This window comes from Sulfitobacter sp. L-8, from assembly GCF_056859255.1.
In genome coordinates this window covers 158,382-178,153 of sequence record NZ_JBSXOD010000046.1, presented here as the reverse complement: position 1 = coordinate 178,153, position 19,772 = coordinate 158,382, and the positions used below count along the sequence as shown (strand labels likewise).

19 protein-coding genes are annotated in these 19,772 nt (G+C 57.1%); 13 read left to right on the top strand and 6 right to left on the bottom strand.

Annotated features, from left to right (window positions below; translation table 11 throughout):
* Positions 1–17 precede the first annotated feature (17 nt).
* Complete coding sequence (locus AC13DE_RS10385; RefSeq protein WP_289083074.1) at positions 18–1,235, bottom strand: multidrug effflux MFS transporter; 1,218 nt, start codon at positions 1,233–1,235, stop codon at positions 18–20.
* Between the two features lie 168 nt (positions 1,236–1,403).
* Between AC13DE_RS10385 and AC13DE_RS10380 the strand changes: the two genes are divergently transcribed.
* The 6 genes from AC13DE_RS10380 (at position 1,404) to AC13DE_RS10355 (ending at position 6,731) form a co-directional block, all read left to right on the top strand.
* Complete coding sequence (locus AC13DE_RS10380) at positions 1,404–2,936, top strand: acyl-CoA carboxylase subunit beta (RefSeq protein WP_483047771.1); 1,533 nt, start codon at positions 1,404–1,406, stop codon at positions 2,934–2,936.
* A gap of 95 nt (positions 2,937–3,031) precedes the next feature.
* A complete protein-coding gene (locus AC13DE_RS10375) occupies positions 3,032–3,409 on the top strand; it encodes a DUF6497 family protein (RefSeq protein ID WP_446298114.1) in 378 nt (125 codons plus the stop codon).
* A gap of 214 nt (positions 3,410–3,623) precedes the next feature.
* A complete protein-coding gene (locus AC13DE_RS10370; protein ID WP_446298115.1) occupies positions 3,624–3,764 on the top strand; it encodes a hypothetical protein in 141 nt (46 codons plus the stop codon).
* 78 nt (positions 3,765–3,842) lie between these two features.
* Positions 3,843–4,196, top strand: a complete 354-nt coding sequence (locus AC13DE_RS10365; protein ID WP_446298116.1) for an SH3 domain-containing protein — start codon at positions 3,843–3,845, stop codon at positions 4,194–4,196.
* Positions 4,197–4,365: 169 nt separating this feature from the next.
* On the top strand, positions 4,366–4,572 hold the full coding sequence (locus AC13DE_RS10360; RefSeq protein ID WP_446298117.1) for a hypothetical protein: 207 nt from the start codon (positions 4,366–4,368) through the stop codon (positions 4,570–4,572).
* A 113-nt stretch (positions 4,573–4,685) separates the two neighbouring features.
* Complete coding sequence (locus AC13DE_RS10355; protein WP_483047770.1) at positions 4,686–6,731, top strand: acetyl-CoA carboxylase biotin carboxylase subunit; 2,046 nt, start codon at positions 4,686–4,688, stop codon at positions 6,729–6,731.
* 133 nt (positions 6,732–6,864) lie between these two features.
* Here AC13DE_RS10355 and AC13DE_RS10350 read toward each other — a convergent pair whose 3' ends face one another.
* A complete protein-coding gene (locus tag AC13DE_RS10350) occupies positions 6,865–7,326 on the bottom strand; it encodes a DUF4174 domain-containing protein (protein ID WP_483047769.1) in 462 nt (153 codons plus the stop codon).
* A gap of 99 nt (positions 7,327–7,425) precedes the next feature.
* On the opposite strand from AC13DE_RS10350, the gene AC13DE_RS10345 reads away from it, so the two are divergent.
* The 7 genes from AC13DE_RS10345 to AC13DE_RS10315 all read left to right on the top strand — a co-directional run bounded on the left by AC13DE_RS10345 (position 7,426) and on the right by AC13DE_RS10315 (position 13,873).
* Complete coding sequence (locus tag AC13DE_RS10345) at positions 7,426–8,430, top strand: hypothetical protein (protein WP_483047768.1); 1,005 nt, start codon at positions 7,426–7,428, stop codon at positions 8,428–8,430.
* Positions 8,402–10,531, top strand: coding sequence for a methylmalonyl-CoA mutase (gene scpA, locus AC13DE_RS10340; protein WP_483047767.1), 2,130 nt, complete (start codon positions 8,402–8,404; stop codon positions 10,529–10,531). The genes AC13DE_RS10345 and scpA overlap by 29 nt, the downstream gene beginning before the upstream one ends.
* A gap of 68 nt (positions 10,532–10,599) precedes the next feature.
* Positions 10,600–11,217 carry a VOC family protein gene (locus tag AC13DE_RS10335; RefSeq protein ID WP_483047766.1) on the top strand — a complete coding sequence of 206 codons (618 nt, stop codon included), beginning with the start codon at positions 10,600–10,602 and terminating at the stop codon, positions 11,215–11,217.
* Positions 11,214–11,699 carry a GNAT family N-acetyltransferase gene (locus AC13DE_RS10330; RefSeq protein ID WP_483047765.1) on the top strand — a complete coding sequence of 162 codons (486 nt, stop codon included), beginning with the start codon at positions 11,214–11,216 and terminating at the stop codon, positions 11,697–11,699. Before AC13DE_RS10335 ends, AC13DE_RS10330 begins: the two co-directional genes overlap by 4 nt.
* A 32-nt stretch (positions 11,700–11,731) precedes the next feature.
* Positions 11,732–12,412, top strand: coding sequence for a TerB family tellurite resistance protein (locus tag AC13DE_RS10325; RefSeq protein WP_446298124.1), 681 nt, complete (start codon positions 11,732–11,734; stop codon positions 12,410–12,412).
* A complete protein-coding gene (locus AC13DE_RS10320) occupies positions 12,412–13,473 on the top strand; it encodes an endonuclease/exonuclease/phosphatase family protein (protein WP_483047764.1) in 1,062 nt (353 codons plus the stop codon). The genes AC13DE_RS10325 and AC13DE_RS10320 overlap by 1 nt, the downstream gene beginning before the upstream one ends.
* 19 nt (positions 13,474–13,492) lie before the next feature.
* Positions 13,493–13,873, top strand: a complete 381-nt coding sequence (locus AC13DE_RS10315; RefSeq protein ID WP_483047763.1) for a hypothetical protein — start codon at positions 13,493–13,495, stop codon at positions 13,871–13,873.
* Positions 13,874–13,889: 16 nt separating this feature from the next.
* On the opposite strand, the gene ppx is transcribed toward AC13DE_RS10315, so the two are convergent.
* The 4 genes from ppx to AC13DE_RS10295 all read right to left on the bottom strand — a co-directional run bounded on the left by ppx (position 13,890) and on the right by AC13DE_RS10295 (position 19,665).
* Positions 13,890–15,464, bottom strand: coding sequence for an exopolyphosphatase (gene ppx, locus AC13DE_RS10310; protein ID WP_483047762.1), 1,575 nt, complete (start codon positions 15,462–15,464; stop codon positions 13,890–13,892).
* Positions 15,465–15,675: 211 nt separating this feature from the next.
* Entirely contained in the window at positions 15,676–17,850 is a 2,175-nt protein-coding gene (locus AC13DE_RS10305; protein ID WP_446312937.1) for an RNA degradosome polyphosphate kinase, read from the bottom strand.
* 62 nt (positions 17,851–17,912) lie between these two features.
* Positions 17,913–18,584: a P-loop NTPase family protein gene (locus AC13DE_RS10300; protein ID WP_483047761.1), complete on the bottom strand. Its 672-nt coding sequence runs from the start codon at positions 18,582–18,584 to the stop codon at positions 17,913–17,915.
* Position 18,585: 1 nt separating this feature from the next.
* Positions 18,586–19,665, bottom strand: coding sequence for an AI-2E family transporter (locus tag AC13DE_RS10295; protein ID WP_446306385.1), 1,080 nt, complete (start codon positions 19,663–19,665; stop codon positions 18,586–18,588).
* Positions 19,666–19,772: the final 107 nt, after the last annotated feature.

The following is a 19,772-nucleotide window of genomic DNA, read 5'->3' as shown; positions in this document are numbered from 1 at the left end:
CTCTTGGCTTCAAGGGGTCAGTTTAACCCCAGCTTTCGTTCGCGTCTGATGACGACAAGGATCGAACCCACCCCTGCCACAGCGGTGACAAGCATGATCCAGATCAACGGATACGCACCTGTTTCCGTGCTTAGCAACGCACCTGTAAGAATGCTAAGGCCAGCTCCGCCCCCGATCATGATAGCCCCGCCCAGGCCCGATGCCGTGCCCGCAAGATGCGGACGGACCGACAGCAGGCCCGCTGTTGCATTAGGTATGGACAGCCCATTTCCCAACCCGACCAGCGTCATCATGCCGAAAAATGCGAGCGGCGACCCCAAACCAGCGAGAAACAACAGCAACGACAAAACACCACCAAGCAAGTTGGCCAAACACCCCAAAAGGACCAGTTTGTTGACGCCGTAGGCGGTCGCCTTTCGGGCGGTGATGAAATTGCCTGCGAAATATCCGATGGCAGGGGCACCGAAATACAAGCCAAGCTCGGCAGGTTCCATGCCAAAGACTTCGCTACCGACAAAAGGCGCGCCGCCTAAGTACGCGAAAAATGCACCGGAGCTGAACGCGGCCGCCATTGAGTAACCCCAGAAGCGCGGTGAGCCGAGCAGCTCTGGATATTCTCCGAACTGCTGGACCAGCGTCTTGCCGGATTTCACCGATGTTTCGCCCAGATCATACCATGTGACCGTAAACACCAACGCGCCGATCAGAAACATCAGCCAGAATGTTGACTGCCAACCAAAGTGCTGCTGCAACACGCCGCCAATCGCCGGAGTGATCATCGGTACGACTGCCATGCCCATGGTCACATAACCGATCATGGACGCCGCCTTGTCCTGGGTGAACATGTCACGCACGACTGCGCGGCTCAGGACCATGCTGACCGCCACGATGGCTTGCGCGCAACGAAACACGAGGAAAATGCCCGGGGTCGGTGCATAGATACATCCGAGCGTGGCGATCATGAAAATGGCAATGCCCCACAGCAACACATTTCGCCGCCCGAGGTTGTCCGAAACAGGTCCAATAATCACCTGCAACCCCGCGCTGCACAGCAAATACAGCGGCACGGAAAGCTGCATGATGGCATAATCAACCCCAAAATAGCGCGACATTGCCGGCAAGCTGGGAAGAAACATGTTCATCGCCATCGCACCGATACCCGACAAGAGTATCAAAGTGGAAATGTGTGGCGGGGAGGTTTTGTCCAAAAAGCGGACGGGGTTATCGCTGTGCATGCATATGCACTTATGCTTACGGTTGTTTGTTGTCTACGCTCATCGCCAGGCTTAGCAAATTTTCAATTAACAGACGATGTCATGTAAATTATTTGCAAATTTGCAAAATTGCTCTTTGGTTGACGCTCCACCATCGTTATTGTGGCGAAAATATCAAAGGGGTCCGTCATGAAAGATATTCTGGAACAGCTCGAAGATCGCCGCAGTCAGGCCCGACTGGGTGGCGGCCAATCGCGTATTGACGCTCAGCACGCCCGTGGCAAGCTGACAGCGCGGGAAAGAATTGACCTGTTGCTGGACGATGGATCTTTCGAAGAGTTTGACATGTTTGTCACCCACCGCTGTACCGACTTTGGCATGGAAAGCCAAAAGCCCGCCGGTGACGGCGTGGTGACCGGGTGGGGCACCATCAATGGGCGTCTGGTCTATCTGTTCAGTCAGGATTTCACGGTATTTGGTGGCTCGCTTTCCGAAACGCACGCTCAGAAGATCTGTAAAATTCAGGACATGGCGATCCAGAATGGTGCGCCGGTCATTGGGATCAACGATTCCGGTGGCGCTCGTATTCAGGAAGGCGTCGCGTCGCTGGCGGGTTACGCCGAGGTATTCCAGCGCAACATCGAAGCGTCGGGCGTCATCCCGCAAATCAGCGTGATCATGGGCCCATGTGCAGGGGGGGCTGTGTATTCGCCTGCGATGACCGATTTTATTTTCATGGTCAAAGACACGTCTTACATGTTCGTGACAGGCCCGGATGTGGTCAAGACGGTTACAAATGAACAGGTCACCGCCGAGGAACTGGGTGGGGCCTCCACCCACACCCGGAAATCTTCCGTCGCTGACGCAGCCTTTGAAAACGACGTAGAGGCCTTGGCCGAAGTGCGGCGTCTGGTTGACTTTCTGCCAGCAAACAACCGCGAAAAACCACCGGTCCGTCCGTTTTTCGACACGCCCGACCGGATCGAGCCTTCTTTGGACACTTTGGTGCCAGCGAATGCCAACACTCCCTATGACATGAAAGAGCTGATCCATAAACTTGCCGACGAGGGAGATTTTTACGAGATCCAGGAAAACTATGCAAAGAACATCCTGACCGGCTTTATTCGCATCGAAGGGCGTACCGTGGGTGTGGTTGCAAATCAGCCGATGGTGCTGGCGGGGTGTCTGGATATCGACAGCTCGCGCAAGGCGGCGCGGTTTGTGCGTTTCTGCGATGCATTTGAAATTCCGATCCTGACACTTGTCGACGTGCCCGGCTTTTTGCCCGGGACCAGTCAGGAATACGGCGGCGTGATCAAGCACGGGGCGAAGTTGCTTTTCGCCTACGGCGAGGCCACGGTCCCTATGGTCACGGTGATTACACGCAAAGCCTATGGTGGCGCATATGACGTGATGGCGTCCAAGCACCTGCGTTCTGATTTCAATTATGCATGGCCCACAGCCGAGATCGCGGTTATGGGGGCAAAGGGAGCGACCGAGATCATCCACCGCGCCGATCTGAACGACCCCGAGAAAATCGCAAGTCATGCCGCCGACTACGAGGCCCGATTTGCGAACCCCTTCGTGGCCGCCGAACGCGGCTTTATCGACGAAGTAATTCAGCCCCGCACAACGCGAAAGCGCATCGCAAGGGCGTTTGCATCGCTGCGGAACAAGAAGGCCGTTATGCCATGGAAAAAGCACAACAACATACCGCTTTAGGCAACCTGTTGACGTAAAACGAAAAGAGAGGCCCACGTGGCTTGGTGTTCAATATATAAAGCGGCGCGGTTTGCGGGCTTGCAGGGGCGGTGCATATGAAGCTGGCTTTGGCTTTCATATTGGCGGCGACGACGGCCCAGGCTGTTGATGTCCCTTCGGGGCAGCCGGTAGAGCTGCAAGAAGTGCTGGTTGATCAGGTCAGTGGTGAGACTTGGCTGCGGTTTCGGTTTGTCGCGCCGCAGATTGCCCGCGATACAGGCAGCATTGATGCTGTTCAGGCTGAATCTGACATGGCATTTCTATGCGAAGCAGTGGCGGCTCCGTACATTACGCAGTATGACTTGCAGGGCGATGTGATCGTCATATCCATGTCTGACAAGCGTGCAGAATTCGGAGCTGCGGACCCCGAGATGACGCAGTTTTTCGAGCTATACCGTCTTAAAAATAACACCTGTATCTGGGAAGGTTTGTGATGCGCCCACTACATATTGCGCCAAGGCATATGGTCGCGGTTCCGACTGCGTCTTTGGGGACACATGTTTCCGGTTTGAACCGAGCCCCGTATCCAAGGCGATTGAACTGCGGTAATGTAAACTTAAGGAATACCCGAGTATCCCTTGCCTCTCATCTGGGGTCCTTTTGGCATGAGGCAGTGCCAACCCCTTTAACCAACGTCAGGAGACATAGATGTCAAAGAGCATCGCAATGTTGGCCGCATTCGGCCTTATCGCAGCCGTTTCGGCCTGCGCACCTAAGCAAGAAGAATACGTTGTGGTTGCACCCGAGCCCATCTCGGTTGAGCCAGTATACACAGGTAAGTACAAGTAAGACTTGCCGGGGGCAGGCCGATGTGCCTGCTCCCACGCAACCACAACCGTGCGTGACCCTTGTTGTTCGGGGGGTATCATGCTGAAACATCGCGGTTTTCCGGGTCGCATGCCCGGTTCGGACTTTCAATTTACAATTCGTCGCGCCAATCCAAAAGGCGTTACGCCGTTGATACGTCGTGAACGCCGATCGGACCGCAAATCTGTGGATCGTCGCGCCGACACGGCATTTATGCAGGCATTGTGGGACTGCTTCGGCTCTGAACCATTCGAAAGAGGCAATCTGGACGCCGGCCGCTTGTCATGGCTGTTCGGTCGCGAGGTTGTTGCTGCGCAAGATCCGTTCGATCCTGCCGATTACGAAGCTTTGCTGGTCATCAATGAAAAGATAGCGAGAGCGTCCTATCCTGACGTCTTTGAGGATGAAACGTGAGCCTGCTATTCCCGATAAACAACGTCATTGACCAGAGTGAGCGCGCCGCGATGAGCAGGTTTGCGCCCACCGGGTGCAAAGAATTTGCAGCGATGGAACCTTCGGCAACGAGAGGCGTTTGTCACCGTAAGTCAAATGTAACTTCGCCTATCGAAAAAGGAATACCATCATGTATATCAAGAATATTTTGCTCGCCATTACCGCTTCGGCTGGTCTGGCCGCGTGCGGTGACACCATTGGGAAGCAAGCTCTTGGTGGTGGTGCAGTCGGTGCTGGCGCTGCGGCGATCACGGGCGGAAGCCTCGCTCAGGGTGCTGCAATCGGTGCAGGCGCAAACGTACTTGCCTGCCAGTCTGGCGCAGTCCGCTGTAAGTAAGTCTTATCCTGCTGAGCTCACGACGTTCGGCAGAGATCTAAAAGTGAAACAACCCCGCTCAGCCGACGCTGATGCGGGGTTTTTCCGTGTATCAATATCAAAAGGGATGGCCCATGTTTAACAAGATCCTGATCGCAAACCGGGGCGAAATTGCCTGTCGTGTAATCAAGACCGCACAGAAGATGGGCATCCAGACGGTCGCCATCTATTCGGACGCAGACGCTCAGGCGCTCCATGTCCAGATGGCCGACGAGGCGATTCATATCGGTCCGTCCGCAGCCAACCAGTCATATATCGTGATTGACAAGGTGATGGCCGCAATCAGGCAATCCGGTGCCCAAGCGGTTCATCCCGGTTACGGCTTTTTGTCGGAAAATTCGAAATTCGCCGAAGCACTTGCCGCGGAAGGGGTGGCATTTGTCGGCCCTCCGGTGGGGGCGATTGAAAAGATGGGTGACAAGATCACCTCCAAGAAAATTGCCAAGGAGGCCGGCGTTTCTACCGTTCCGGGGTATATGGGGCTGATTGCTGACGCTGACGAGGCTGTGAAAATCTCGAACGAAGTCGGGTATCCGGTGATGCTCAAAGCGTCTGCGGGGGGCGGCGGTAAAGGCATGCGCATTGCCTGGAATGACGACGAGGCGCGCGAGGGCTTCCAATCGTCGAAAAATGAAGCTGCCAACAGCTTTGGTGATGATCGTATATTCATCGAAAAATTTGTGACCCAGCCGCGCCATATCGAAATACAGGTGCTGTGCGACAGCCACGGCAACGGGATCTATTTGGGCGAACGTGAATGTTCGATCCAGCGGCGCAACCAGAAGGTCGTTGAAGAAGCGCCATCGCCGTTTCTGGACGAGGCGACGCGAAAGGCCATGGGCGAACAAGCCGTCGCGCTTGCTCAAGCCGTAGGATACACGTCGGCAGGGACCGTCGAATTCATCGTCGATGGCGACAAGAATTTCTACTTCCTTGAGATGAACACACGTTTGCAAGTCGAACATCCGGTGACCGAACTGATTACCGGGGTCGATCTGGTCGAACAGATGATCCGGATTGCCAACGGGGAAAAGCTGGCCCTGACCCAGGATGACGTGAAGCTGACCGGGTGGGCCATCGAAAACCGTCTTTATGCAGAAGATCCGTATCGGGGTTTTCTACCGTCGATCGGGCGTCTTACACGGTACCGTCCACCCATGGAAATCGCCGCCGGCCCGCTGCTGGACAACGATAAGTGGCAAGGTGATGCGCCGTCGGGCGAAACGTCGGTGCGCAACGATACCGGCGTGTATGAGGGCGGTGAAATCTCCATGTACTACGATCCAATGATCGCCAAGCTATGTACCTGGGCACCATCGCGCGAAGAAGCGATTGAACGCATGCGCGTGGCTCTGGATAGTTTTGAGGTCGAAGGTATCGGTCATAACCTTCCGTTTTTGTCTGCGGTTATGGATCATCCCATCTTCATCGCAGGAGAGATGACCACAGCCTTTATTGCAGAGGAATTCCCCGACGGTTTCAACGGCGTTGACCTGCCCGAACAGGACTTGCGGCGTATCGCAGCGGCAACAGCCGCAATGCATCGGGTGGCTGAAATTCGCCGTACGCGGGTTTCTGGTCGGATGGACAACCACGAACGCAAGGTCGGCACCGCGTGGAACGTGGCGCTTCAGGGCCATTCATTCGACGTGGATATTCAAGCCGATCATGCCGGCGCAACCGTCAAGTTCGACGATGGCAGTGCATTGCGGGTTGCGGGGAACTGGACGCCGGGTGACCAACTGGCCAACATGACCATCGACGGCACGCCGTTGGTGTTCAAGGTCGCTAAAATTTCCGGCGGTTTCAGAGTGCGGGCACGCGGGGCCGACTTGAAGGTGCATGTACGCAACCCACGACAAGCCGAACTGGCCCGGTTGATGCCCGAGAAACTGCCTCCGGATACTTCAAAGCTGCTGCTTTGCCCGATGCCTGGCCTGATTGTCAAAATTGACGTCGAAGTTGGTGATGAAGTTCAGGAAGGTCAGAACTTGTGCACCATCGAAGCGATGAAGATGGAAAACATTCTACGCGCCGAGAAAAAAGGGAAAGTGTCCAAGGTAAATGTCAGCGCCGGAGACAGCCTGGCCGTAGACGACGTTATCATCGAGTTTGAATAATCGACATGATTGCCGACACCCGCACCACCACACCCGCTTGCCTGGCAGATGATGCCGGTCAGGTAGGTGGCGGTGTCGGCATTCCGGTTCGACCGCCAAGCAAGATCCACCAAGCTGGTGTCGCAGACACGTCTCAGTCGAAAATTTTACCGGCTTTTTCCTTGTTCTCACGAATTTCACGCTGTCGGATCGTCGTTTTGTCGATGCTGCGTGTGATTTCCCTCACGTCCCAAGGCCTGGGTTTGCGCAGCTTGATACCACCATCCTTGCCGACCAGGACCAACATAAAACCGCGCGGGCGCATCTTTAGTCGCAAGGCGCTGCGCGCAGCGGGGTCTGTATCGGTCAACACGATCACGTCAAGCTCAAGCAAATCCTGGGGTTGTTCTTGCAATAACTCCATCTGTACGCGAAACGCAGGGTCATCTTCGCTGTTGGCAAATACCAAAACGGGTCTTTTTTTCCAGAGAAATTCGCTCAAATCAGCCATATCTGCTGGCGCGAACAATCCCGGAGGAGGTGTTTCGGGTATCGTTTGCGACGCCGTAGAGGTGGCGAACAATCCTGCAAAAACAACGGTGATCAGACGTTTCATTTTTTCTCCTGTTCGTACGAATATAATCTTCATCAACAGGATTACGATATGCAATCCCACCCAGAGTGGGATTAAGCTTAGTGCAACAGGTTCGGGCGCATGACTGGGGGGGTTACCCTTGGCGGGCCGGATCGGGTGGCCCCTTGGCAAAGATTGGGCTATAGGCTGATGGATATTTTTCTGCATGTTGGTGCGCATCGTACGGCAACCACTAGTTTTCAACATTACCTGCACGCCAACACAGGACCGATAAAGGCCTTGGGCGTAAGCGTCTGGGGGCCACGCCAGGTTCGCAATGGTCTGTTTTCAGGTATCTTCCCGAAATACCGCGCGGCCCCGAACCCTGCTTCGGTAAAAAGAGCTTGCGGGCGGGTGTCGCTGCAACTTGCAAAAATCAGCGACGCCGGTACCTCAAAGTTGTTGGTGTCGGAAGAGAACATGATCGGATCCGCGCGGCAATGTGTGCACAACGCAACGTTGTATCCGGCCATCGGCGAACGTATGGCGCGATTTAACGAAATCTTCGGGCACCGGGTGAAGCGTGTCATGCTCACACTGCGCTCTCCGGATATGTGGTGGTCTTCGGCGATTGGATATACGGTGTCGCGGGGCCACACCGTTCCCGATGACGCGGCGATTGGGTCTATCGCGGCCTCGCCACGCAGTTGGCGCGATGTCATAACCGATTTGGCCTGCGCGCTGCCGAATACGGAAATTCAAGTCAGCACCTTCGAAGAATACGCTGCCCGTCCCGATGCCCTGTTCGCGCGGATCACCGATGAACCTGCGCCGCCAAACACCCAGACGTTCTGGCGCAATCGCACCCCCGATCTGACCGCGCTTCGCAGGTTGCTGGCGGAATATGGCAAGCCGCAAAATCCGTTGCCGCAAACGACCTCCGGGCGCTGGCAACCGTTCACCGATGCCCAAACGCATGCGATGCGTGAATCATATGCAGATGATCTGTTCTGGCTGGCAGCCGGGGCCGATGGTCTTGCCACACTGACAGTGGATCCGACCCGTAAAAGAGCAGGCGCGAGTCAGCCGCCGGGCGAATTGAAAAAAGGACACGACAATGACAGCCGACAAAGAAAACTGGCGTAACCTGGCCGAAGCGGAATTACGTGGCCGCAGCGTCGACGACCTGACCTGGCATACTCTGGAAGGCATAGCCGTCAAACCGCTTTATACCGCCGAAGATACGGCGGGCGTGGACCATCTGGGCGGTATTCCCGGGGCGGCACCGTTCACGCGCGGGGTGAAGGCCACAATGTATGCAGGCCGGCCCTGGACTATCCGTCAATACGCCGGGTTTTCGACGGCAGAGGAGTCCAATGCATTTTATCGGCGAGCGTTGGCGGCAGGGCAGCAGGGCGTCTCTGTGGCGTTTGATCTGGCTACGCATCGCGGGTACGACAGTGACCACCCGCGCGTAGAGGGGGACGTCGGCAAGGCCGGGGTCGCCATCGACAGTGTGGAAGACATGAAGATCCTGTTCGACGGCATCCCCCTCGATAAGGTGTCAGTGTCGATGACGATGAATGGCGCGGTCATCCCTATCCTGGCCAATTTCATCGTCGCGGGTGAAGAGCAGGGGCATGATAAATCAGTGCTTTCCGGCACGATCCAGAATGACATTCTGAAGGAATTCATGGTCCGCAACACCTATATCTATCCGCCTGAACCTTCGATGAAGATCATTGGTGATATCATCGAATACACCTCGGACCACATGCCGAAGTTCAATTCGATATCGATCTCGGGTTACCACATGCAGGAAGCCGGGGCGAACCTGGTCCAGGAATTGGCATTCACCCTGGCAGACGGGCGCGAATATGTGCGTACCGCCATAGCCGCGGGTATGGATGTTGACCGATTTGCGCCAAGGTTGAGCTTTTTCTTCTGCATTGGCATGAACTTCTTCATGGAGGCCGCCAAGCTGCGGGCCGCACGCCTGCTTTGGTCACGGATCATGGCGGAATTCGAACCCAAGAACCCCAAATCCTCGATGCTGCGCACCCATTGCCAGACCTCGGGAGTGAGCTTGCAAGAGCAAGACCCCTATAACAACGTGATCCGAACCGCTTACGAAGCCATGAGCGCGGTACTGGGGGGGACACAATCGCTTCATACCAACGCGCTTGACGAAGCCATCGCACTGCCGACCGAGTTTTCGTCGCGGATTGCGCGAAACACCCAGTTGATCCTGCAGGAAGAGACTGGCGTAACCAATGTCGTCGACCCGCTTGCAGGCAGTTACTACGTCGAAAAGCTGACCCATGATTTGGCCGAAGCGGCCTGGACGCTGATCGAGGAGGTCGAAGAGCTGGGGGGCATGACCAAGGCTGTGGCCACTGGCATGCCCAAACTGCGCATCGAGGAAGCCGCAGCCAACCGACAGGCAAAGATTGACCGGGGTACCGATGTGATCGTCGGGGTAAACAAATACCGTCGCGAGACCGAAGACGCCATCGACATTCTTGACGTGGATAATGTGGCGGTACGTGAAAGCCAGATCAAAAGGCTGGTCAAAATTCGCGCGTCCCGCGATGAAACGGTTTGCACCGCCGCACTTGCCGAATTGACCCGGCGCACGACGGAGGGCGGAAACCTTTTGGAAGCCGCCGTCGAGGCCGCCCGTGCCCGCGCTACCGTAGGAGAAATCAGTATGGCGATGGAAGAGAAGTTCGGGCGACATCGTGCCGAGGTGAAAACGCTCGCCGGGGTTTATGGTGCCGCATATGAAGGCGATAGTGGATTTGCGGAAATTCAGCAGTCCGTCGAGGAATTTGCGCAGACCGAGGGGCGTCGCCCGCGCATGCTGGTCGTGAAAATGGGGCAGGACGGGCACGACCGGGGCGCTAAGGTCATCGCTACGGCCTTTGCCGACATCGGGTTTGACGTGGATGTGGGTCCGCTGTTCCAGACCCCGGCGGAGGCTGCGCAAGATGCCGTCGACAATGACGTTCATGTTATCGGCATCTCGTCGCAAGCAGCCGGACACAAAACGCTTGCCCCGCAGTTGATCAAAGCACTGAAAGCCGCCGGAGCGGAAGATATTCTGGTGATCTGTGGTGGCGTCATTCCGCAGCAGGATTACAAGTTTCTCTACGATGCCGGGGTAAGGGCAATTTTCGGACCTGGTACCAATATCCCGAACGCGGCTCAGGATATTTTGAAATTGATCCGCGCCGCCCGCTCGTGAGGCCGCGATGAGGGGGCTGTCGGCCCCCTCAAACTCCCCCGAGGATTTTTGACCATTTGGAAAGCGCGATGAAGTTGGAACTGGATCATATCGCTGTCGCCGGCGAGACTTTGCAGCAAGCAACTGACCATGTAGCGCATAGCCTGGATGTAGCGATGCAAACCGGGGGCGAACATGCGGTTTTCCATACTCATAATACACTGTCGGGCTTGGGAGACGGGCTGTATCTTGAGGCGATCGCGATCAACCCGGATGCACCTGAGCCCGATCGTGCCCGGTGGTTTGATCTTGACCATTTTTCCGGAGCGGCGCGACTGACCAACTGGATCTGTCGATGCGATGACCTTGATGCTGCTCTTGAGGTATTGCCACAAGGTTTCGGGCGACCTGTGTATATCCAGCGGGGAGATCTGCGGTGGCGTATGGCGGTGCCAGAGTCCGGCGTGCTTCCTTATGACAACTGTGCGCCGGCATTGATGGAATGGCTGGGAGACCTGCGCCCGATGCACCGGCTTCGCCCAGGCGACAGCCGATTGCGGGGGTTGGAAGTCCGTCATCCAAACGCATTCGACATGGCCGCCATGCTGGCCCCCCATCTGCGTGATCCGCGTGTAACATTTACGGAGGGACACCCTGGGTTATCGGCTCGTTTCAAGACACCTTCGGGGTATCGGACCTTGTCATGAGAATACGCGGTGCACAGCCGGACGATGCCGAAGCCTTGGCCGCGATGTGGAATGTCATGATACGGGAGACCTTGTTCACGTTCACCACCGAGGAGAAAAGCCCCGGTGGGATCGCGACCATGATCAAGGATCGGCCGGGGGCGTTTTGGGTGGCGGACGCGCCGGAACCTGTTGGGTTTGTCACATATGGCCAATTCCGTGCCGGACCTGGTTATGCCGCAAGCGTCGAGCACAGCATTGTTTTGACGCAGTCGGCGCAGGGCCACGGGATAGGGCGCGCCTTGATGACCAAGGCTTTTGGAAGCGCCGCGCAGCAGGGGCGTCACGTCATGATGGCGGCGATCAGTGGTGCCAATCCCGGCGCGGTGGCGTTTCACAGCGCGTTGGGATTTTTGCCGGTTGGACGGTTGCCAGAGGTCGGTCGAAAACACGACCAATGGATAGATTTAATTTTGATGCAGAAAATGCTGAGCGGGCGCTGACTTCCTGAACGGGGGGTATTATGGTTGATGCTATGTCTATCTGGTCTCGTATTACTGAAGCATTATCGGCGCTTACCGCAGGTGAGACGCTTGCGTCGGTGTTTGACAAGTTACGCAGCCCGCCTGAGCGGTCGGTGGCGTTTACCATTGCCGTCATCGCCCTGGGGGCGAAGATGGCCAAAGCGGACGGGCAAGTCACCCGGGATGAGGTGACTGCGTTTCGCGAAGTGTTCCAGATTGCGGATGCCGATCAGCAAGGGGCGGCACGTGTCTTTAACCTCGCGCGTCAAGATGTTGCCGGATTTGAGGATTATGCCACACGGATCGCCCAGATGTTCGAGGGCCAGCCCGAAATGCTGCGTGACCTGGTAGAGGGGTTGTTTCACATTGCCATGGCGGACGGTCAGTATCATCCGAACGAAGACGCCTTTTTGGCCCGTGTCGCCGAAATATTCGCAATGGACGAAAGTGATTTCGCGTCGCTGCGCGCGCGTTTCGTTCCTGATACATCGCCGCTTCCGCATACGGTGTTGGGGATCAGTCCCAACGCCACATTCGAGCAGGCGCGATCGGCGTGGCGTAAGCTGGTCCGCGATAATCATCCCGATGTATTGGTCGCGCGGGGATTGCCGCAGGAGGCGGTCGCGATTGCCCAAAAGCGCATGATCGATATCAACCGCGCTTGGGAAACCTGGTCTGGCAAAAGCCGCTGATGCGGGTCGCCACCTATAATGTCGAATGGTTTACCAACCTGTTTGATGAAGAGAACCAGCTTTTCAACGATACTGAGTGGTCCGGTCGTCGCGATGTGACCCGCGCGCAGCAGACTGAGGCCTTGGGCATCGTCTTTGCTGCAATCGAAGCCGACGCGGTGATGATCATCGAAGCGCCGGACCAGAATCGCAAACGCAATACTGTCGCGGCATTGATGGCTTTCGCCGCCGCGTACGGGTTGCGGGCGCGGCGTGCGATACTGGGGTTTGCCAACGACACCCAACAGGAAATCGCGCTGTTGTATGACCCTGACAAGATTACCGCACGTCACGCCCCGGGTGGGGACGCTACCGATGAGCACGGGGCGGCGGGGGCACCACGGTTCGATGGAACCTTGCGTATCGACCTCGATATCGATGCAACAGAAGATCTGGTCCGATTCTCGAAACCGCCGCTGGAGCTGAGAGTGGAGACGCGCGCGGGATTTATTTTCCAGATGATCGGGGCTCATTTGAAGTCGAAGGCACCGCATGGGGCAAAAACACCGGAAGACATGTTGCGCATCGGGATTTCCAACCGGCGCAAACAACTGGCGCAGGCGATTTGGCTGCGCCGACGTATCGACACGCATCTGGATGAAGGCAGCGCCGTCATGGTGCTGGGGGATCTGAATGACGGACCGGGGCTGGACAGTTTCGAGGATCTATTCGGGCGGTCTTCCGTCGAAATCATATTGGGCCACCGCGGCCCAAACGCGCTCAGAGATCCTCATGCGGCAAGGGCGCTGGCACAGCGCATCGGCGCGATGCCTACGACATCAAGGTTTTGGATCGCGCCTGAAAACCGATACCTCCAGGCGTTGCTGGATTATATCATGGTTAGTCCCGACTTTGACGTGCGGTCACCACGTTGGCGGATATGGCATCCCTTCGATGACCCGCAATGTTGGTCAGATCACCGTTTGCGCAATGCGCTCATCGCGGCATCGGATCATTTTCCGGTCACCATCGATTTTGACGATGAAATCATAGCGCGAGCAGGCTACAGTGAGACAGCTTAGAGAGGGCATGGTTGGGCAAATGAAATATATCATCTTGATCATTGTCTTGTTGGCGCAGCCGGTCATCGCGTTTGCTGAAGATGACAAGCCTTCGGGTTTGTCCTTGATGGGGCGAGGCGCAAAGGATTTCTTTGAGGGGATGAAGCAGGAAATGGCACCTGCCATCGAAGGCTTGTCCGATTTGGGAAGCAAGGTCAGCCCGGCACTGCGCGACTTTACCGCCCAGATGGGGCCGGCATTTACAGAGCTGTTGAACGATGTCGACGACTGGAGCGTCTACGAGCCGCCGCAGAAGATGCCCAACGGCGACATCCTGATCAGACGCAAGCCTGAAAAACCACCCGCACAAGATGCGCCACCGGTGATTTTGCTGGATGAGGTACCGCAGGTCGACCTTTAGACAGACCAGGGTTGGATCAGGATTTTCCGGTTCTCAAATGAACCTCGGCACCGAGCGATGATGCGAGCGAGTTGAACCGCGCTTCGGCGACTTCCCCGAACAGGGGGATCATGTCATTGGGTAGCCAAAGTTCCAGTATCTTCTTTTTGGGGAACCAGCGCAGAGTGCTGCGCTGATCGTCCTTGTTCATCCACATCATCGCCCCGAAACGCATGGCTTTACCCAAAATCTCGGCCTCGTTGCGGGTCTTTTCATCCACCATCTGATACAGGTCTTCGAAACGGGTATTCTCGCGCTTGTTTGAATACCTGTGCAACAGGGCAAGGCCCAGATAGATGCGTTCGGAGTGTTTCAATCCCCCTAGGTTGGCGCGGGTCGCATTGTCAAAGCAGACCTCGGCGCGATAGTCGGGATGCGCGCGCCAACTGACATCATGAAGCAGGCAGGCCGCCTTTACCAAGCGTTTACGCTGCGGTGGCGCAGCCTTGTAGAGCGGCAGGATGAAATCATACAACACCTTGCCAAAGCCCGGAGTGCGGGCATCTTTGGCTTCGGCGAACCGGCAGGCTTCTATCAGGGGATCGCGGTCACGCAACCGTTGCGGCATTTGTTCGTAAAGCATGCCTTCGCGAATGCCATAGCTGGAGACGGCGATATCTTTGGGTTTGAAGGTCTTGACCAGACGGGACAGAACCTCGGCCGCATAGGGGACAAGGGCCATTCGGCTCGCGGAAACTCCGCTGATTTGTCGAAGCTCTTCAAGATCATATTTCTGAATGTGCTTGACGGTTTCACGCACAGATTTCGCCGTCATGCGATATTCATGCAGAACATGGAGCGGATAGCCCCGGCGCACCATGTCGATCCGCGCAATTGCACGCCACGAGCCGCCGACCAGAAACAGCCGGTCGCGTTGCGCGCCCATTTTCTCGGTCAGGGCCTGCATCGTGTCCCTGATATGCGCTTCGCGCGCCTTGGCACCTCCGCTCATATCGCGCAGTTTCAGCGGCCCAAGTGCAGAGCTGACCCGTTTGCCCACGCGGCCACCGGAAATTTCCGCCAGTTCCATCGAAGAGCCGCCGATGTCGCACACCAGCCCGTAGGCCCCCGGCCAGCCCAACAATACGCCCTGCGCCGACAGACGGGCTTCTTCCTCTCCGTCGATGACCCAAATCTTGAGGCCGGTTTCACGCTGGACCTCATCACAGAACTCGCGCCCGTCCGACGCATCACGCACAGCCGCTGTGGCGACGACGGTCAGTTCGGTCAGCTCCATGCGTTCAGCCAACTTGCTGAAGCGGCGCATGGCCGACAGCGCGCGCGCCCGACCGGTTGGCGACAGGTGACCTGTTTCGGCCATTCCCGCCCCCAGAGCGCACATGATCTTTTCGTTGTAAAAATACGCCGGCGACCGGGCCGCGCCGTCAAACACCACCAAGCGCACCGAATTCGAACCGACATCAACGACACCGACGCGCGCCAGGGCCCGGGCGGACGGGTCCAGAAAGAGTGGTTTGCCAAAGAGCCCCAAATCAGCCACCCCGGTTTCGGGCACAAGAGAGGGCGGAGGATTGTCGGTTCTATCTGCCACGGACGCTCCTGCGAGGCTTGGGTTGTCGGGTAAATTGGCGCAGCGGGGGGGTAAGGTCAATCACTAACCTTGGTGAGGCGAGTATGACAAAGCCGGTATTGACCGCAGAAACCACATGCATATTCCCGTTACCCGCCCGTGAACGAACACTGCCGGGATCGCAGACGAGATGTGCGCCTTCGGCGAGAGTTTTCAGGGCAAAATGAAATGATCAGTCTTCCGCATGGGTGAGCATTGGAACGTCAGATGCCCCTGCTGATCCGCGCCCGGACAGGGAAGGGTTTTCCATAAAGAAGCGGTGGCAGTTGAAGGCGAATGTGCCCTCTTCGAGGTCGGGGCGAGAAAAGCTGCCATCGGGGGCCATGACCCAACTTTGCGCGACATCGGCAAGGTTGGCGGCCATGATCTGGCTGGTGATCTGGGCCTTGACTGTGGCGTTTTCGATTTCCACCAGGGTTTCCACGCGTCGGGTCAGGTTGCGCCCCATCCAGTCGGCGGAGGAGATGAAAACCCGTGCTTTCTTGTGGGGCAGTCCGAATCCGTTGCCGAAACAGACGATGCGGGAGTGTTCGAGGAAACGCCCGATGATGGATTTCACACGTATATTTTCGGATAGCCCCTTTATACCCGGGCGCAAGCCACAGATGCCACGCACCACCAGGCTGATCTTGACCCCCGCCTGGGAGGCGGCATAGAGCGCGTCGATCACATCTGCATCGATGATGGAGTTCATTTTCGCCCAAATCTCGGCTGGCCGACCGGAAGCTGCGTGCTTTGCCTCGGCGTCGATCATCGCGAGTAGACGCGGTTTCAGGGTGATCGGAGAGATCGCCAGGTTATCGAGCCTGTCGGGCTGTGCGTAACCAGAAAGATAATTGAAGACTTTGGTCGCATCCCGGCCAAGTTTCTGGTCGCAGGTGAACAGCGACAGATCAGTGTAGATGCGGGCGGTGATCGGGTGATAATTGCCGGTTCCATAGTGTGTATAGGTGACCAGTTGGTTGCCTTCGCGCCGGACGACCGTGGAAATCTTGGCATGGGTTTTGAGATCGATGAATCCATAGACCACATGGGCACCGGCGCGTTCCAACCGACGGGATTGGCGAATGTTGGCGGCTTCGTCGAACCGGGCTTTCAGTTCGACCAAGGCGGTGACCGATTTGCCGTCTTCGGCAGCTTCGCACAGGGCTTCGACGATCGGGCTGTCCCGCGAGGTCCGGTAGAGCGTTTGTTTTATCGCGACGACATCAGGGTCGCGCGCCGCCTGCGCCAAAAACCGCACGACCATATCGAAGGTCTCATAGGGGTGGTGCAACAGCATGTCCTTGGAGCGGATTGCCGCGAACATATCGCCATCGTGGTCTTGGACCCGTTCGGGGATGCGGGGGGTAAACTGCGGCCAGAGAAGATCGGGACGGCTGTCGATCACCAGTTCGGAAAGGTCGTTGATGCCGATCATTCCGTCCAGTTCGATGACATCTTGCGGTCGTACTCCGAGTTCGGCCATCACCACGGATTTCAGTTTTTCCGGGGCTCCTGCGGAATGGGTAAGCCGTACGACTTCGCCGCGGCGTCGGCGTTTCAGCGCCACTTCGAATTCGCGCACCAGATCTTCGGCTTCGTCCTCGACTTCGAGGTCGCTGTCGCGCAGCACCCGAAATTCGAAATGCGCCTTGAGCTTGTAGCCGGGGAACAGGCCCGGGATATTGAGAACCAGCAGGTCTTCGAGCGGGAGGAAACGGTGACACCCGTCCGGGGCCGGGAGGGCGACGAAGCGGTCAATCTGCGCGGGGATCGGCAAAAGCGCCTGCAAGGGGCGTTTGTCAGCGCTACGTTCCAGTTGTAGTGCCAGAGCATAGCCCGTGTTCGGGATGAAGGGAAACGGGTGTGCGGGATCGATCGCCAACGGCGACAGAACCGCGAAAACCTGGTTGAAAAAGACATCCTCCAGATAGGCCCTGTCGTTGTCGTCCAGGTCGGCGGCCCGTTCCAACATGATGTTGTTTCTGTCCATTTCGCCCATGAGATCAAGCAAAACCCGTTGCTGGGTCATCATGAGCTTGCGCGCATCTTCGTTGATCAGAACCAGTTGTTCGGCAGGCGTCAACCCGTCGGCGGCGGGTGTCATGTTGCCCGCTTGGGCCAATTCACGCAATCCTGCCACCCGCACGGTATAGAATTCGTCAAGGTTACCCGCCGAAATCGACAGGAAGCGAAGCCGCTCCAGCAACGGCACCCGGGTATTTTCAGCTTCTTCGAGGACGCGCCAGTTAAAGCCCAGCCAGCTTAGTTCGCGGTTGTAAAAGCGACCGGGACCGGTGGCGTCTAGATCAGCAAGATCTTGGGCCTCCGGAAACGGAGCTTCTAGGAAATCTGCGTGCGTCATGCCGACCTTATGGTATTGGAATGTAACGGGTTTGCTAATAATTTTGGTGAGTATCGCGCGGCTCAGGCGTCATTGTCCAGTACTTGCGCCGCAAGGCCACGGGTCACGGGCTTTTTCTGTGCCAGGCTTGCCTTGTCGAGAGCGGCCACCAGTTTGCCCGCCGCAGCGAAAGATCGATCCATGCGCCGGAGCAGATACGGGATCAGGTCAGGTTTAGGCGTCAACTGTCGATCTGCCAGCAACTTGACAAGTACCGCAGTGAGCAAGACGTCATCAGGGGCTTCGAGCGCCGCGGTAGGTGACGCGCGCATTCGGCTTGTCAAATCGGGTAACCTTAGGTTCCAACTGCCGATAGGGGCTGTTCCTGTCAACAGCAGGCTGTGGCGTTCGGCGAGCAACAGGTTGTGCAGGTGGAACAATGCTGTTTCCGCACGATCCCGACCTGCGATGTCGGGGACGTTTTCAACGGCCAGATTGCCTTGGCAAAGGCTGGGGATATCCGCCGTTTCGAGCATGTTGGCGTCGATTATTCTCGCGTTGGCCAGGTTTGCCCACACGTGGGTAAGGTGGGTCTTGCCCGCGCCCTGGGGGCCGGTCAGGACCAGTTTGGCCCCGGCCCAGGTGCGCCAGCCGTCAATCATTGCCGCGGCAATGGCGTTTGAGGGGGCGATGAAGAAATCTTCGCGCCCCAGTGCGGTGCGGCTGGGAAGCGCGAGGCCAAGCTGTTGTGCCATGTCAGTCTGCCGATTCATCCAGTGATATGGCCGGGGCACCCTTGTACAGCTCACTTTGTCGATACTGTTCGGTCGCGAACCGGGCGATCACCCCCAAGGCCGCCGCAATCGGGACCGCGGCCAGCATGCCGACAAACCCAAAGAGCGAGCCGAAGACAGACAATGCCAGGATCAACCAAACCGGGTGCAGTCCGACGGAATCGCCAACCAGTTTTGGCGTGAGAAAATTGCCTTCGACAATTTGGCCGACCACGAAGATACCGGCGACCAACCCGATTGAGAACCAGTCCCCCCAGAATTGAAAGAGCGCAAGTCCGATTGCCAAGGTCCCTCCTAGCATGGCCCCAAGGTAGGGGATGAAGGTGACCAGCCCGGCGATAAATCCGACGACAAGGCCGAATTGCAGACCGACAAGCATCAAGGCGATGGCGTAATACGTGCCAAGGATCAGGGAAACGGTGCCCATGCCGCGAATGAATCCGGCGAGGGTCTTGTCTATTTCGCGGGCCAGTCTGCGAATGGTCGGGGCATGGTCGCGTGGCAACAGGCTGTCGATCTGCGCGACCATGCGGTCCCAATCCAACAACAGATATACGGCGACCACCGGGACAATGACGAACAGAATGAGCAAATTCAACAATGAAGCCGCCGAAGCCACGGCAGTATTGAACAGCTCTCCGCCCCGTTCCTGTACTGTCGCGCCGATCGAATTGACCGAGCTGCGCAGAGAAGACTCCTGATCCAGAAGCGTGGGGAAACGTTCTGTCAGAAAGTTGACGAAATTCTTGGCAAGTTCGGGTGCGACCGCGACAAGGTTGCCGGCCTGGTTGATCAGGGTCGGAACGACCAGTACCGCCATCAGGACGAAAATCAGCAAGGCCACCAGCGTAATGACCATCGTGGCCATCGTACGGCTGAGCCCCCATTTTTCGAGCCTGTCTGCCACCGGATCGAGGAAATACGCTATCGCCGCTCCGATTATGAAGGGCAAGAGTATATCACCGGTAAACCACAGGATGACCAGCACCACCGCCCCCGCGATGCCCCAGTACTTCATATGATCTTTGTTCGGCAGAGCCATGTGCTGTCCTTGCGACCGGTTTAGACTGACATTGCGCAATAAGAGCAGGTTTTCAAGGGTGGTGATAGAGCGCAAGCGGGGGCGGGTATTGCGGTGGCGGTGCCTCC

Bases quoted from the DNA above. Each gene is read 5' to 3' on its own strand.
- AC13DE_RS10315 (WP_483047763.1), top strand. From the start codon at position 13,493: ATGAAATATATCATCTTGATCATTGTCTTGTTGGCGCAGCCGGTCATC.
- AC13DE_RS10300 (WP_483047761.1), bottom strand. From the start codon at position 18,584: ATGGCACAACAGCTTGGCCTCGCGCTTCCCAGCCGCACCGCACTGGGG.
- AC13DE_RS10335 (WP_483047766.1), top strand. From the start codon at position 10,600: ATGAAGTTGGAACTGGATCATATCGCTGTCGCCGGCGAGACTTTGCAG.
- AC13DE_RS10380 (WP_483047771.1), top strand. From the start codon at position 1,404: ATGAAAGATATTCTGGAACAGCTCGAAGATCGCCGCAGTCAGGCCCGA.
- AC13DE_RS10370 (WP_446298115.1), top strand. From the start codon at position 3,624: ATGTCAAAGAGCATCGCAATGTTGGCCGCATTCGGCCTTATCGCAGCC.
- AC13DE_RS10320 (WP_483047764.1), top strand. From the start codon at position 12,412: ATGCGGGTCGCCACCTATAATGTCGAATGGTTTACCAACCTGTTTGAT.
- AC13DE_RS10360 (WP_446298117.1), top strand. From the start codon at position 4,366: ATGTATATCAAGAATATTTTGCTCGCCATTACCGCTTCGGCTGGTCTG.
- AC13DE_RS10295 (WP_446306385.1), bottom strand. From the start codon at position 19,665: ATGGCTCTGCCGAACAAAGATCATATGAAGTACTGGGGCATCGCGGGG.
- AC13DE_RS10385 (WP_289083074.1), bottom strand. From the start codon at position 1,235: ATGCACAGCGATAACCCCGTCCGCTTTTTGGACAAAACCTCCCCGCCA.
- scpA (WP_483047767.1), top strand. From the start codon at position 8,402: ATGACAGCCGACAAAGAAAACTGGCGTAACCTGGCCGAAGCGGAATTA.
- AC13DE_RS10375 (WP_446298114.1), top strand. From the start codon at position 3,032: ATGAAGCTGGCTTTGGCTTTCATATTGGCGGCGACGACGGCCCAGGCT.
- AC13DE_RS10350 (WP_483047769.1), bottom strand. From the start codon at position 7,326: ATGAAACGTCTGATCACCGTTGTTTTTGCAGGATTGTTCGCCACCTCT.
- AC13DE_RS10365 (WP_446298116.1), top strand. From the start codon at position 3,843: ATGCTGAAACATCGCGGTTTTCCGGGTCGCATGCCCGGTTCGGACTTT.
- AC13DE_RS10345 (WP_483047768.1), top strand. From the start codon at position 7,426: ATGACTGGGGGGGTTACCCTTGGCGGGCCGGATCGGGTGGCCCCTTGG.
- AC13DE_RS10330 (WP_483047765.1), top strand. From the start codon at position 11,214: ATGAGAATACGCGGTGCACAGCCGGACGATGCCGAAGCCTTGGCCGCG.
- AC13DE_RS10355 (WP_483047770.1), top strand. From the start codon at position 4,686: ATGTTTAACAAGATCCTGATCGCAAACCGGGGCGAAATTGCCTGTCGT.
- AC13DE_RS10305 (WP_446312937.1), bottom strand. From the start codon at position 17,850: ATGACGCACGCAGATTTCCTAGAAGCTCCGTTTCCGGAGGCCCAAGAT.
- AC13DE_RS10325 (WP_446298124.1), top strand. From the start codon at position 11,732: ATGTCTATCTGGTCTCGTATTACTGAAGCATTATCGGCGCTTACCGCA.